The 13,942-nt window shown below is 67.7% G+C and carries 9 protein-coding genes; 3 read left to right on the top strand and 6 right to left on the bottom strand.

The window, feature by feature from the left end:
* Positions 1-30 precede the first annotated feature (30 nt).
* On the top strand, positions 31-906 hold the full coding sequence (locus FAZ97_RS22205) for an MOSC domain-containing protein (RefSeq protein ID WP_158760553.1): 876 nt from the start codon (positions 31-33) through the stop codon (positions 904-906).
* 15 nt (positions 907-921) lie between these two features.
* Here FAZ97_RS22205 and FAZ97_RS22200 read toward each other — a convergent pair whose 3' ends face one another.
* Both FAZ97_RS22200 and FAZ97_RS22195 read right to left on the bottom strand, forming a co-directional pair.
* Positions 922-1,725 carry an AraC family transcriptional regulator gene (locus FAZ97_RS22200; RefSeq protein ID WP_158760552.1) on the bottom strand — a complete coding sequence of 268 codons (804 nt, stop codon included), beginning with the start codon at positions 1,723-1,725 and terminating at the stop codon, positions 922-924.
* Positions 1,726-1,790: 65 nt separating this feature from the next.
* Positions 1,791-2,132 carry an FKBP-type peptidyl-prolyl cis-trans isomerase gene (locus tag FAZ97_RS22195; RefSeq protein ID WP_158760551.1) on the bottom strand — a complete coding sequence of 114 codons (342 nt, stop codon included), beginning with the start codon at positions 2,130-2,132 and terminating at the stop codon, positions 1,791-1,793.
* Between the two features lie 154 nt (positions 2,133-2,286).
* Between FAZ97_RS22195 and FAZ97_RS22190 the strand changes: the two genes are divergently transcribed.
* Both FAZ97_RS22190 and FAZ97_RS22185 read left to right on the top strand, forming a co-directional pair.
* Positions 2,287-3,051, top strand: coding sequence for a sensor histidine kinase (locus tag FAZ97_RS22190; protein ID WP_158760550.1), 765 nt, complete (start codon positions 2,287-2,289; stop codon positions 3,049-3,051).
* A 94-nt stretch (positions 3,052-3,145) separates the two neighbouring features.
* Complete coding sequence (locus FAZ97_RS22185) at positions 3,146-4,561, top strand: hemolysin family protein (protein WP_158760549.1); 1,416 nt, start codon at positions 3,146-3,148, stop codon at positions 4,559-4,561.
* 29 nt (positions 4,562-4,590) lie between these two features.
* Here FAZ97_RS22185 and treY read toward each other — a convergent pair whose 3' ends face one another.
* From treY to glgX, 4 genes are read right to left on the bottom strand one after another with little or no spacing between them, the layout of a single operon-like run.
* Entirely contained in the window at positions 4,591-7,470 is a 2,880-nt protein-coding gene (gene treY / locus FAZ97_RS22180; RefSeq protein ID WP_158760548.1) for a malto-oligosyltrehalose synthase, read from the bottom strand.
* Complete coding sequence (gene malQ, locus FAZ97_RS22175; RefSeq protein WP_158760547.1) at positions 7,467-9,716, bottom strand: 4-alpha-glucanotransferase; 2,250 nt, start codon at positions 9,714-9,716, stop codon at positions 7,467-7,469. The genes treY and malQ overlap by 4 nt, the downstream gene beginning before the upstream one ends.
* Complete coding sequence (gene treZ, locus FAZ97_RS22170) at positions 9,713-11,614, bottom strand: malto-oligosyltrehalose trehalohydrolase (RefSeq protein WP_158760546.1); 1,902 nt, start codon at positions 11,612-11,614, stop codon at positions 9,713-9,715. Before treZ ends, malQ begins: the two co-directional genes overlap by 4 nt.
* Before the next feature lie 60 nt (positions 11,615-11,674).
* Positions 11,675-13,894: a glycogen debranching protein GlgX gene (gene glgX, locus FAZ97_RS22165; protein WP_158760545.1), complete on the bottom strand. Its 2,220-nt coding sequence runs from the start codon at positions 13,892-13,894 to the stop codon at positions 11,675-11,677.
* Between the last annotated feature and the right edge of the window lie 48 nt (positions 13,895-13,942).

Genomic DNA, 13,942 nt, shown 5'->3' with positions numbered 1-13,942 from the left:
CATTTCCTTCTTGTTCCCCGTGAGTTCACCATGCCCATTGTTCGTGCATTGTTCGTCTATCCCGTGAAGTCGTGTGGCGCGATCGCGCTCGACGATGCGCAACTCGGCCTGAAGGGCATCGAGTGGGACCGTCACTGGATGGTCGCCGACGCAAACGGCCGGCTCGTCACGCAGCGTCAGTACGCGGCGATGGCGCGCATCGTGCCCACGTTCGTCGAAGATGGCGTGCGTCTGACCATGGAAGGCATGAGCGAAGCGCTCCATCTGCCGTTCGCGCCGCGCGGCGGCGAGGCGCGCGTGCCGGCCTCGGTCTGGGACGACAACTTCGAGGCGCTCGACGAGGGCGATCACGCGGCGCAATGGTTCACGCAGGCGATTGGCGCGCCGGTGCGCCTGCTGCGCTTCGCGCATGACGTGACGCGTCTTGCGAGCCGGAAGTGGACGAACGGCGAAGACGCGCCCACGCAATTCGCCGACGGCTTTCCGATTCTCGTCACGAGCGAGGCCTCGCTCGCGGAACTCAACGAGCGCCTCGCGGCGAAGGGCGCGCCTCCGGTGCCGATGGCGCGCTTTCGTCCGAACATCGTCGTCGGCGATGTCGGCGACGCATTCGAGGAAGACTTCATCGACACGCTCGCCATCGAATCCGCTTCAGGCGGCGAGGAAATCGTGCTGCGCTTCGTGAAGCCCTGCGCGCGCTGCCCGATCACGACGATCGATCAGGAGACGGGCGAGCGCGACACGCAATGGCCCACAGAACCGCTCGACACCCTTCAGGTGTTTCGCGCCGATCCGCGCGTGGATGGCGGCCTCACGTTCGGCCAGAACGCGATGGTGGTGACGGGCGCGGGCAAGCACGTGGCGGTGGGCGCACACGCGCAGTGGGAATACCGCTTCGACGAATGAGCCGCGCTTGCGCGCTCAGTGTGACGGCAGCGCGCGCCACTGGCCGGGCGCGAGCCCAAAGCGGCGCGTGAATGCGTGCGTGAATGCGCTCTGGTCGCCGAAGCCCACTTCGAGCGCGATGTCGGTAAGCGAGGCGCGCGGGTCGGCGAGCAGGGTGAGCGCGGTGTCGAGGCGCAATCGCTGCAGGTAGCGATGCGGCGTTTCGCCGAACGCTTCGATAAAAAGCTGATGAAAGCGCCGCATGCCGAAGCCGCAATGCGCGGCGAGATCGGCAATGCGCAGCGGCTGGGCGAGATGCGTGCGCAGCCACCGGTCGATACGGGCAAAGTCCAACCCGGCCGCCGCGCCGAATTGCGCGTCTGCAGCCACGCCGGTTTGGGCGATGAATGCCGCGCACAGACGCGCCGAGGCGTCCCAGTGGAAGCGTCGCGCGCGCAGGTCGGCGCTGTCGCGAGACGGTGTGGACATGGCGGCGCGCTGCGCGATCTGGCTCACGAGCTGCGTAAGCGCGGGGTCGAGACGCACGGCGCGCGCCTTGTCGAACAGCCGTTCGGGCACCGCGAGCGTTGCCGCGGGCAGGTCGAGCACGAGCTGGCGGTTATCGCCAATGCCCATGTAGTCGTGACGCGCGCCCGCCGGAATCAGCCAGGCGGAACAACTGTCGATGCGCTCGCCCTGGCCGTTCACGGTCATCTCCATTTCGCCGTCGAGGCCGAGCACGATCTGGTGAAAGTCGTGCAGATCGGTTTCCTCGATCGCGCCGTAGCGGCGCAATTCGACGCCAGGCGCGGTGACGGGAGCGTGGTGGTGCGGATTCATGATGACCGGTTGCGGTTGCAAAAAAGGCGAGCGCCGTGAAGCATCAGTGAAGCATCAAGCGGGCATCAGACCTCGAGCAGCTCGACTTCGAACACGAGCGTTGCGTTCGGCGGGATCACGCCGCCCGCGCCGCGCACGCCGTAGCCGAGATGCGGCGGAATCGTCAGCTTGCGCACGCCGCCCACCTTCATGCCCTGCACGCCTTCGTCCCAGCCCTTGATGACCATGCCGCCGCCCAGCACGAAGGCGAACGGGTCGTTGCGGTCCTTGCTCGAATCGAACTTCTGGCCGTCCGTCAGCCAGCCGGTGTAGTGCACGCTGACGGTCTGGCCGGCCTTGGCTTCGTCGCCGGTGCCTTCGGTCAGGTCCTCGTACTTGAGGCCGGATTCGGTGGTCACGATAGACATGGAAAAACTCCTGATTCGAATAGTTGAACCCGTTATTGTAGGCGCTTTGCAGGCGAGGGCGGGCGGCAGCCTGTCGGGCACGCGGGTTGCTCGCTAACCGCTGCCTATAATGAGGGACCGCTCGCCCGGCTTGAGGCGCAATACGAGGAATCCGATGGTGTCGACTTCGCAAAACCGTACCGAGCGCACGGCGCGCCTGTGCGCCGAGACCGCGCTTTTCATGCGCGACCACGTGCTCTCGCGCGTCTCGCATGATCTGCGCAGCCCGCTCAATGCCATCCATAGCTGGGCTTACGTGCTCGAGCGCAAGATCGACAGCACCGACGCCGCCGCGCAACGCGCGCTGGGCGGCATTCGTACGGGCGTGGAGCAGCAGGTTCAACTGCTGGAAAAGCTCGTCGATACCACGCGCGCCGAAACGCGCAAGCTGCGTATCGAGCGCGCGCCGTTCGCCGTCGCGGCGCTGACCGGCGAGGCCGTGGATGACGCGCGCACCGCGCTCGGCGATGCGCGCGGCGTGACGTTCGTGCTGCAGGACACGACAGGCGCGGCGACGCTCGACGGCGACCGCGAACGCATTGCACAGGCGCTGTGGCTGATGCTGGTGTTCGCGGCGGAAACGAGCGCGCAGGGCGCAAGCGTGACGCTCGCGGCGAGCGCGAGCGCCGGGGCCGCCCACCTGGAAGCGAAATGGCACGCTACCCGGCAGGCGCTCACCGACGAAGCGCTTGCGCATGTGCTGGAACCTTTCGCGCGCGCCCAGGCGAGCCAGCAGCAGGAAGCGGGACGCTACGCCTGGGTGCTGGCGCTGTGCCAGCGCGTGGCCGAAGCGCATGACGGACGCTTCGAGGCGCCGGCTCTCGTGGGCGAGGGCGAGGAGATGGCGCTTGTGTTGAATGTGCCGCTGAATGGTGCGTGAGCCGCGGGCCGCGCAGGCCGTATTGCGCCCGTCAACACCTTTCATCGACCTTGCACACTTATACTGAGCGCTTCGTCCTTCGGAGCCATGTGTCTTGATCCAGCTTCTCGCCCTTATCGGGGCGTTCCTGCTCGTTGCCCTTAACGGTTTCTTCGTCGCCGCCGAGTTCGGCCTCGTCAAGCTGCGCGCCACGCGCGTGCAGAGCCTCGCGCAGCAGCACGGTTTGCGTGGCCGGCTGCTTGCCAAGGTGCACGGCCAGCTCGATGCCTATCTTTCCGCGTGTCAGCTAGGCATCACGCTCGCTTCGCTCGGCCTTGGCTGGATTGGCGAGCCGGCTTTCGCGCAATTGTTGTCGCCGGTGTTCGAACTGCTTGGCGTGCAATCGGCGCAACTCGTGCACGCCATTTCGCTGGTGTTCGCGTTCACGGTGATCTCGTTCCTGCACATCGTCGTGGGTGAATTGGCGCCGAAGTCGCTCGCCATCCGCCAGGCCGAGAAGATTTCGCTATGGACGGCCATGCCGCTCTACGGCTTCTACTGGACCATGTATCCCGCGATCTGGCTGCTCAATTCGAGCGCGAACGCGGTGCTGCGTCTCGCGGGCCTGGCGTCGGAGCACGGCCACGACGCGCACTATTCGACCGACGAACTCAAGCTGATCCTGCGCAGCCGCCGCGCCGCCGCGCAGGCCGAGGCGCAAGAGGCGATGCAGGAGCAGCGCGGCGCGAAAGGCACCCACGGCACGAGCGGCGCGGTGCCGTTGCTCCCGGCGCCAGCCGCGAACGCCTACAACGCAGACGAATGGAACACGCTCGCCCATTCGCTGGACTTTTCGCGCCTCACCATTTCCGACCTCATGCGGCCCACGCACGAAATGGTGGGGCTGCGCCGCGACCTGCCGCTGCGCGAGAACATGCAGATCGTGGCGCGCCATCGCTTCAGCCGCTACCCGCTGTTCGAAGACGCTACGGGCGAACGCGTGGCGGGCCTCATCCACCTGAAGGACCTGCTGCTTGCGCGCGAGTCCGGCAATGCGCTCAGCGATCTCGGCAAGTTCGTGCGTCCCGTGCAGTACGTGCGGCCCGACACGCCCGCGCTGGCGCTGTTTCGCCGCTTTCGCAAAGGCGCGCCGCATTTCGCGCTGGTGGGGCACAAGGGCGCGCGCCCGGTTGGCTTTCTCACGCTCGACAATTTGCTCGGCGCGCTCGTGGGCCAGATTCACGACGAGTTCCACCAGGCCGACACCGACTGGACCCGCATGGACGACGGCACGCTGATGGGCCGTGGCAGCCTGCCCGTGGTGTCGCTGGAGCAGGCGCTCGGCATCGACATCGACGAAGGACGCGCGGAGTCGGTGGGCGGCCTGGTGATCCATGCGCTCAACGATCTGCCCACCGAAGGGCAGCGCGTCGAGTTCGACCGTTTCGATATCGTCGTGAAGAAGATGAAGGGGCCGCGCATTGTGCTCGTGCGCGTGTATCCGAAAGATCTCGACGACGAAGGCGGCTGAGTGTGAGTCGAGCGCACCTCGCGTGCCGCTTAGCTGCGCGCGAGGGTCGAGAGCACGGCCACCGGCATGGCGCTCAGGATGTCGCGCAATGCCAGCGTGCCGCCTTCGCCAACCGTGTGCGTTGCGTCGCTGAGCCAGTCGTGCAGTGCGGCTTGCGCGCAGGCCTTGGGCAATTCAACCGTCGTGTCTTCCCAGCGTGCGGGCGCCACGAGCGGCGTGTCGCCATCCAGCAGCCCCGCCGCGAGGCGCGTGCCGATCACCAGGGCCCACGCGTTGCCGTGATGGCGCGCGAACGCAACCACATGTGAAGCCTGCGCGCCGCTCACCGTGAGCGGCAGATACTCGCCTTCGCGCAGGAGTTCCGGCATTTTCGCTCGCAGCGCGAGCAGACGGTGCACGGTGGCCAGCTTCACGTGCGCGTTGCGCCAGTCCTTCAGCTTCGCGGCCGGCGCTTCATTGTCGAGCGCGGCCGCGCGGGCGGCGTAATCGACAGGCCGCCGGTTATCCGGATCGACGAGACTGAAATCCCATAGTTCGGTGCCCTGATACAGGTCGGGCACGCCCGGTGAAGTGAGCCGCAGCACCGTTTGCAGCAGCATGTTGAGCGCGCCCGCGGGCGCCACGCGCGCGACGAACCCGGCAAGCGCCTGCAAGAAGCCGTCGCGCCGTTGCGGTGCAAGGATATCGAAGAGAAATGCCTGGCACTCCGATTCATAGGTTTCGTCGGGCGAGAGCCAGTTCGTGCGCAGCTTCGCTTCGCGCAGTGCTTTGAGCAACCACTTCGATACACGCTCCGCCAGCGCATGCACGCCCGCTTCGTCGCCGGGGTCCAGTTCGGGCGGCCAGCAGCCCACCAGCGTTTGATAGAGCATTGCCTCGGCGCCAGGCCCCGGCGACCACGCCGCGCCGGCCGCAGCGTCGTTGCGGCGATGTGTCTGGTTCAGCGTCGACCAGGCGCGCAGCGTGTTGCTCCAGTCGAGCGCAATCTCGCTCAGGACGGCGAGCCGCGCGCGCACGTCCTCGCCGCGCTTGTGGTCGTGCGTGGCCGTGGCGAGCAGCCCATACGGGCGGCGTTGGCGCAGCCGGTTCGCCACGTGAAAGTCGTGCGGCGTGCGCGCGAAGTCGTCGGGATCCGCGCCCACTTCGTTGCGCGAGAGCAGGCGTCCGTAGCGATAGAGCGCAGTGTCCTCCGTGGCCTTTGCTGCAAGCGGTGCGGTGAGCTGCGAGAACAGCGCGAGCGCAGTGCGCTGCGCAATGAGCGCATGGCTGAGCGGCGTATTCGCCTGGCTGTTGCCCGCATTCGCATTCGTGTTCGCGCCGGCTGGTGCGGCGCGTGGCGGCTTGGCGCCGCCGCCACTGTTGCCGCTGCCGGTGTTGTTCGCGGCCGGTTCGGGGGAGCGGCCGCCTAGCCAGCCATCGACGAGATCGAGCGCCGCGAGGCTCGCGCGGGGCAGCGAGCGGCGCGCGGCCTCGAGCGCAACGTCGAAATAGCGGTTGTCGAGCGCGCTGCGCAAGCCGTTCACCGGATAGATACGGTAGATCGGAAAGTACATGGCTAGATGCGCGGCCACGCGATGCACCGACGCATAGGTGGTGTCGCGCGTGGCCGGGAGTTCGCGCGCGATGCGGTGCAGCGCGCGCGTCGCATGGTCGAGTTCGGCGGGGAGATAGGCGGCCAGCATCTCGCGGCGCGCATCGAGCGCGTAGCCCGCGAACGGCCGGTCGTCGCCGGAAATGGCGGCCCACGCTTCGGCAAGCGGCGCCGCGCCCGCGGGATCGTGCAGAAACGCGCCGACGTCGTTCATGAAGTCGTAGCCTGTCGTGCCTTGCACGGGCCAGTCGTCGCGCAGCGTTTCGCCTTGCGCGAGGATCTTCTCGACCACGATATAGGGCGGCGTGGCGCGTAGCGCAGCAAGCCGTTGGCGCAGGCGTTCGCAGTACTCGCGCGGGTCCGCGAGCCCGTCGATATGGTCGATGCGCAGGCCGTCGATCACGCCGTCGGCGTAGAGGCGAAACACGAGCTTGTGCACGGCTTCGAACACGTCGTGGCGTTCCACACGCACGCCAGCGAGCGCGGTGATGTCGAAGAAGCGCCGCCAGTTGATTTCGTCGGTGGCGGTGCGCCACCAGGCGAGCCGGAAATGCTGGCGCTCCAGCAGGCGGTGCAGCCGGTCGCGCGGTACCGGGTCGTCGCTTGAATAGGATTCCAGAACGAATTCGATGGGGTCCGTGCCGGCCCGCTCGACGAACGCGCGCAGCGCATCGCGCCCGGCAGCGGCGCGCTCCTGATCGTCGGGCTGGGTCGTGAGGCCTTGAAACGGCCCGGCGAGCGTGTTGAGATCGGCGCGGTTGGCGGACTGCAGGAGCGTCGCATAATCGGTAGGGCAGATCGGGCACACGTGCGGCCCGTATTGCACGTAAAAACGCGCGGCGGCGGGGTCGAACTTCAGTTCGATACGCCCTGCCGCGAGTTCTTCGCCGTACTGTGCGCCGAGAAACGGCATCAGCACCTTGCCGCGCAGGGCGGGGTCGGGCGAGTGCCAGTCCACGTCGAAGTGGCGTGCATACGTGCTGTGACGCCCCCATTCGAGGATATCGAGCCACCAGGCGTTGTGAGCGCCGCCCACGCCCATATGGTTCGGCACGAAGTCGGCGACGATGCCCATGCCGCGCTCGTGCACTTTCGCGGCGAAGCGGCGCAATGCGCCTTCCCCGCCCAGCTCCGCGCTCACCGTGCCGTAATCCACGGTGTCGTAGCCGTGCATCGAGCCGGGTTGCGCGGTCGTGACTGGAGAAAGGTAGAGATGGCTCACGCCGAGCGCGGCGAAGTAGTCGAGCTGCGCGAGCGCGTCGTCGAACGTGAAGCCGTGATGGAGCTGCAGGCGCAGCGTCGCGCGAGGGTGTGTCATGGCGTCGGCTTCTTTTCTGGCGCGTTTGGCGCGCCGCTGGCGGTTGGGGTGGCGTCATGCGCGTCTGCACTGGCACCGGCACTCGGGTCGGCCTGCGTGCGCGCGATGGCCTCGCGTGCATGGACGACAGCTTGAACGCGCGCGGAGACGGCCGGATCGGCGAACAGCGCTTCCACAGGCAGCGGCAGGCGGCGGCGCCAGTTCGGATGCTCGTCGATCGAGCCGGGCAGATTCGGCTGATCGGACAGCGCGAGCAGGTCTTCGAGCGGGCAGGTGACGAGCGGGCTGCGCGTTGACGCGACATAGGCGAGCGCGGCATTCACAGGCGGTTCGTCGGCTGGCGGCGGCTTGGCGTTGTGCGGCGCGAACCCGCTTTGCTGCAACGCATGCCAGAGCGCGACGCGATCTTCCGCGCGCTGCGCGTGGTCGAGCGTGACGGGGTCGAGCCCATCGGCACGCGGGAGCGTCTGGCCGATGCGGTTGCGCCAGTCGATATCCGCGCCGCTCCACCATCCCGCGACGGTCGCCAGATCATGCGTGGTCGTGGTCGCGACGCCGTGCGGGTCCCAGCGCGCGGGCGCGAGAAAGCCCTTGCCGTCGCGCTCGAACCACAGCACGCGAATGCCATACAGGCCGTGTGCCGCGAGCCGCTCGCGCAGCCCCGGCGGCACCGTGCCGAGGTCTTCGCCGATCACGATCGCGCGATGACGCCACGATTCGAGCGAGATGAGCCGCACGAGATCGTCGAACGGATAGCGCAGATACGCGCCGTGGCGCGCGCTTTCGCCTTCGGGCACGAGCCAGAGCCGGCGCAGCCCGAGGATATGGTCGATGCGTACGCCGCCCGCGTGGGCGAACGCGGCGCGCAGCATGTCGATGAACGCGCGAAAGCCGTTGTTGTGCATCGCGCGCGGCGAGAACGTGGTGAGGCCCCAGCTTTGCCCGGCCTGATTGAAGATGTCGGGCGGCGCGCCGACCGAGACGCGTTGCAGCATGTCTTGCGGCAGCGACCACGCGTGCGAGCCGGCGCCGTCGCAGCCCACCGCGAGATCGGCGACGAGGCCGATCGCCATGCCGGCCTCTCGCGCGCTGCGTTGCGCGCCCGAAAGCCCCTCTGCCGCGAGCCATTGCAGGAAGCAATGAAAGTCGACTTCGCGCCGATGCTCTTGCGCGAATGTCGCGACGTCGGCGCTGCGCGGGTCGCGCAGCGGTTCGGGCCAGTCGCGCCAGTGGCGCTCGCCGCCGGGGCCCTGCAACATGGCTTCTTGCAGCGCCTCGAAACGCGCGTGGTCTTCGAGTGCTTCGCCGCCCTGTGCGCAGAATGCGGCGAAGGCGGCGGCACGCGGCGAGCCGCTGGTACGCTCGTCCGTCTCGAAGCGCTCGAACAGCGCGCGCAGCACCTTGAGCTTGAGCGGCAACGCACGCTGCCAGTCCACGAGCGGCGCGTCTTCGAGTTCGCGCCAGGCGTCGCCCACATTTGCGGCGACGCTCGCGTCGTGCGCAGCCTTGGCGCCGAATACCGCGGCGGGGTCGATATGCGCGACATTGACCCACAGCCGCGACGAAGGCGAATAGGGGCTGAAGTGGCCAGGCTCGGCGCTGAACATCGCATGGGTCGGGCTCACCGCGAGCGCTTGCGCGCCGCGCTGCGCGCTTTGCGTCGCGAGCGTGGCGAGCGCGGTGTAGTCGCCGATGCCGCCGTCGCCTTTGCGTCGGAGTCCATACAATTGCGCTGCGAGCCCCCACAGCGGCGGCACCGCGCCGCTGTCGCCATGGCGTGCGCGCCAGGCGTCGGCAACCGTATGGCAATGTCGCGGCGCGACCGCGATCGTCAGGCGATGGTCGTTGACCGTGAGCGTGTGGTAGCCAGGCTCCGCAAGCGGTGCGAGCAGTGCGCTCTCGCCGCGCGGCGAGGTGAAACGGCCTTCGATATGCTCGCCGCTTTCGAGGTCGATGCGATAGTGGCTGCCCGCGCGCACGGCCGACGGCGGCAACTCGATGGCGCTGTCGTATTCGGCGGTGATGAGCGGCGGCAGCCGCCGTGCCGACTGCTCGGCGTTGAGCGCGGAAGCGCTCTGGCGGATTTGCGTGGCGTTGGCGCATGGCAGGCCCGCGCATTCCAGCAGCGCGGCGAGCGTGCTGTCCGGCACGCGCTGCACGGCGCCGTGCGCGTCGGTCCATTCGACCTCGAAGCCCGCGCGGGCGGCGAGAGTCGCGAGCGTTTCGCTGCGGCGCGCCGTGCTCATGCGTAGGGCTCCTCGCGATGCACGACGCGCGCATCGTGTTCGCTCGAATACTCGGGCACGTCTCCGGTGAGCCACGCTATGCACGCGCTTTCGGGCAGCACGCCATTGTCGGCGTAGTCGCGCGCACGCGGCGGCGTTTCGAAGATCACCATGCCCTCGGGCCGCGCACTGAGCGGCACGCCGTCGCGGCCCAGGTTCAGCGCGATCGTGAGCGTTTCGCCGTCGTCGAGCCGCCAGCGCGCGACGAGCGCGGCGAGGCCGTTTGCGGCGTCGTCGGCGAGCACGGCCGCGCCGAGCGCGCGCGCATGGCGCAGGCGCGGCATGAGCAAATGCGCACGCACGCACAGCGCCGATTTGTAGAAGTGCATCCATTCGAGCCGTTCGCCGTCGAGCGGTGCATCGGCCGGCGGCGACGAGTTCACGAAGGTCTGCGGATCGTTCGGATCGGGAATGCGCGCGCGGCTCGTCTCGTCGTTGAACGCGCTGAATGCCTTGAATTCGCGGCGGCGCCCTTCGCGCACCGCATCGGCGAGCTGGCCGGTGAAGGCGGTGAAGAACTGGAACGGCTGCGTCGAGCCAAATTCCTCTTCCATGAAGAGCAGCGGAATTTGCGGCGACAGCAGCAGCATGGCCGTGGCCGCGCGCAAGGCGTCGTCGTCGGCCAGCGTGCGCAGCCGGTCGCCGAGCGCCCGGTTGCCGATCTGGTCGTGGTTCTGCAGGAACATCACGAACGCCGTGGGCGGCAGGTGCGCGCTCGGTTCGCCGCGCGGCTTGCCCGCATGCGCCGGCGACGGCTCGCCCTGGTACACGAAGCCTTCGCCGAGCACGCGAGCGAGCTTGCCGATCGGGGATTCCGTGAACGCGCGATAGTAGCCTTCCGATTCGCCGGTCAGCAGCACATGGAAGCAGTGATGCGCGTCGTCGTTCCATTGCGCGCTGAAGTGCGATTCGAGCAGATTCGCTTCGTTGTGCTCGTTTTCGAGCACGAGGTGCACATGCCGGCCCGGCTCCACGCGGGCCTTCACATGATCGGCCAGCTCGCGCAGCCAGTTGGTGTTGCCGATCGCATGCGCGGCATCGATGCGCAGCCCGTCGAAGCGATATTCCGTGAGCCAGTAGAGCGCGTTGTCGCAGTAGAAGTCGCGCACTTCGAAACGGTCGAAGTCGAGCGCTTCGCCCCAGGGCGTCTTCACATCTTGACGGAAAAACGGCTTGGCGTAGTGGCCGAGCCAGTTTCCGTCCGGGCCGAAGTGGTTGTACACGACGTCGATGAACATCTGCAGCCCCAGTCCGTGCGCGGTATCCACGAGCGCTTTCAGTTCATCAGGACTGCCATAGGCTGCGTGCGGCGCGTAAGGCAGCACGACGTCGTAGCCCCAGCCGCGCTCGCCCGGGTAGTCGTTGAGCGGCATGAGTTCGACGGCGGTCACGCCAAGCGCCGCGAGCGCGGGCAGACGTTTCATGACACCTGGATAGCCGCCCAGCGCGCCCACATGCAACTCGTAGATCACGGTCTCTTCCCACGGGCGTCCTTGCCAGTGCGCATGCTGCCAGGCGTAGGCGCGCGGGTCGAGCACTTCGCTCGGGCCGTGCACGCCCTGCGGCTGAAAGCGCGATGCGGGGTCGGGTACGCGTTGCTGGCCGTCGACGCAGTAGCGGTACAGCGTGCCCGGCCCGCACGGCGCCTGCGCTTCGAACCAGCCGTTGCCGGTCGGCGTCATGTCGAGCGGCGGCGCGTCCTTCACGTTCTCGAAAACGACCTGCACCGTTTGACACGAAGGCGCCCAGAAGCGAAAGCGCGTATGCGGCTGCGCGTGCGCCGCGCCGATCAGCTGTGCGCCGAACGGCAGGCAATGCATGTACTGGCGGGCGTGCGGATCGTGCGAAAGCGGGGACATGGTCGATTCCTGGTTTGCTTCCTCGATGCTTCCTCGAGTCATCCGATTCTCTTCCGATTCTCATCCGGCCGCGGCTTCGTCCAGGCCCGCCGGGGAGCCCGGCGCGGACGCGCCCGGCGTGCGGCGCGGGTCCGGCGTCGGCGTGTCGTCGCGCGCGGCGTGCGGCCGGTGCGTTTCGGCGCGCGCTGGACGGGCGCGGAGCACGGCGAGCGCACGCGCGGCCAGCTCGTACGTCGTGTCGGGCAGCGCGTAGGGCGCCGCATCGGGACGCGCGGTGTCGAGCAGCACCTCCCATGCCATGCGCGGCGCCGGCGCGGCGAACGTCACTGCGCCCTGCGAAGCGTTCAGCATCATCAACAATACTTCCATTTGGCCGTGGAGTCCCGCTCCTGCGCGCCGCATCGTGAATGCGCTCGCTTCCGGGTCGTGCCAGGCCTCGGGCGAGAGCGGCTCGCCGCGTTCGTCGAACCAGTCGATGTCGTGAACGCCGGGCATCAGTTCGCGCTCGCCGAACAGAAAGCGCGTTTCGCGCAGCAGCGGATGCTCGCGGCGCAGCGCGATCACGCGCGCGGCGAAACGCGTCATGGCCTTGCCCTGCGGCGTGTCGGCGAGCGCCCAGTCGAACCACGAAATGTCGTTGTCCTGGCAGTACGCATTGTTGTTGCCGCGCTGCGTGCGGCAGGCCTCGTCGCCGGCGAGCAGCATGGGTGTGCCGAGCGCGATCAAGAGCGTGGCCATCATCGAGCGGGCCACGCGCGCGCGCGTGGCGAGGATGGCCGGGTCGTCGGTCGGGCCTTCCACGCCCCAGTTCGCGCTCCAGTTTTCATTGTGGCCGTCGCGGTTCTCTTCGCCGTTCGCCTCGTTGTGCTTGCGCTCGTACGAAACGAGATCGGCGAGCGTGAAGCCGTCGTGCGAGGTGACGAAATTGATCGACGCCCACGGCCGGCGTTTGCGTTTGTCGAACAGATCCGCGCTGCCGGTCAGGCGTGCCGCGAGGTCGGCGCGCTGGCCCGGCGCGCCGCGCCAGTAGCGCCGCACGCTGTCGCGAAAGCGGTCGTTCCATTCGGAAAAGCCGGGCGGATGGTTGCCTAGCTGGTAGCCGCCGGGGCCCACATCCCACGGCTCGGAAATCAGCTTGCATCGCGAAAGCACGGGGTCCTGGCGCAGCACGTCGAAGAACCCGCCGTTCGGGTCGAAGCCCGCGGGTTCACGCCCGAGCGTGACGCCGAGGTCGAAGCGAAAGCCGTCGATGCCGTATGACGTGACCCAGTGGCGCAGCGAGTCGGCGACCATCTGCAGCACGCGCGGATGCGAAAGGTCGAGCGTATTGCCGCAACCGGTGTCGTTGATGAAATGGCGTTCGTCGCCTGGCACGCAGCGGTAGTAGCTGGCGTTGTCGAGGCCGCGCCACGACACGGTGGGGCCCATTTCGCCGCCTTCGCACGTGTGGTTGTAGACCACGTCGAGAAAGACCTCGATGCCCGCCGCATGAAACTGGCGCACGGCTATGCGCATTTCGTCGGTGTCGTAGCCCACCAGGTAGCTGGGCTCGGGCGCGAAGAACGCGGCCGAGTTGTAGCCCCAGTAGTTGCGCAGTCCACGATCGATCAGGAAACGCTCGGAGAGAAATGCGTGCACCGGCAAGATCTCGATGGCCGTCACGCCGAGCTTGTGCAGATGCTCGATGAATCGCGGCGCGGCAAGACCTGCAAACGTGCCACGCATGTGCGTGCGCAAATCATGACGCTGCATCGAGAGCCCGCGCAGATGCGCCTCGTAAATCACGGTGTCGCCCCACGGCGTATTCGGGCGCCGGTCGCGCGACCAGTCGAAGTTGTCGTTGACCACCACGCATTTGGGCATGGCGGGCGCCGAATCGCGCCGGTCGATCGAGAGGTCCACGCGGTTCGAATGGGCGCGATAGCCGTATAGCGTGTCCGACCAGCGAAACTGGCCGATAAGCTGTTTCGCATAAGGGTCCAGCAGCAGCTTGTGCGGATTGAAGCGGTGCCCCAGATGCGGCTGATAGGGCCCGTGCGCGCGCAGGCCATAGACCGTGCCGGGATGCGCGCCTGGCAGATAGCCGTGCCATACCTCATCGCTGCATTCGGGCAGCGTATAACGCGTGCGCTCCTTGCGGCCGGTGGGGTCGAACAGGCACAACTCGATGCGCCAGGCGTGGGCCGAGAACACGGCGAAGTTGGTGCCGAGGCCGTCCCACGTCGCCCCGAGCGGCCAGGGGGAGCCGGGCAGCAGACGCTCAGGCGGACCGTTTGCCATGACGATGCTCCATGTGTTGTTCTTCGTATTGCATCGGATTCCGGATCA

The organism is Paraburkholderia acidiphila, from assembly GCF_009789655.1.
Taxonomy (GTDB): domain Bacteria; phylum Pseudomonadota; class Gammaproteobacteria; order Burkholderiales; family Burkholderiaceae; genus Paraburkholderia; species Paraburkholderia acidiphila.
This window is presented reverse-complemented; position numbering and strand designations above follow the sequence as displayed.

Bases quoted from the DNA above. Each gene is read 5' to 3' on its own strand.
- FAZ97_RS22200 (WP_158760552.1), bottom strand. From the start codon at position 1,725: ATGAATCCGCACCACCACGCTCCCGTCACCGCGCCTGGCGTCGAATTG.
- malQ (WP_158760547.1), bottom strand. From the start codon at position 9,716: ATGAGCACGGCGCGCCGCAGCGAAACGCTCGCGACTCTCGCCGCCCGC.
- FAZ97_RS22205 (WP_158760553.1), top strand. From the start codon at position 31: ATGCCCATTGTTCGTGCATTGTTCGTCTATCCCGTGAAGTCGTGTGGC.
- FAZ97_RS22195 (WP_158760551.1), bottom strand. From the start codon at position 2,132: ATGTCTATCGTGACCACCGAATCCGGCCTCAAGTACGAGGACCTGACC.
- FAZ97_RS22190 (WP_158760550.1), top strand. From the start codon at position 2,287: ATGGTGTCGACTTCGCAAAACCGTACCGAGCGCACGGCGCGCCTGTGC.
- treZ (WP_158760546.1), bottom strand. From the start codon at position 11,614: ATGTCCCCGCTTTCGCACGATCCGCACGCCCGCCAGTACATGCATTGC.
- treY (WP_158760548.1), bottom strand. From the start codon at position 7,470: ATGACACACCCTCGCGCGACGCTGCGCCTGCAGCTCCATCACGGCTTC.
- glgX (WP_158760545.1), bottom strand. From the start codon at position 13,894: ATGGCAAACGGTCCGCCTGAGCGTCTGCTGCCCGGCTCCCCCTGGCCG.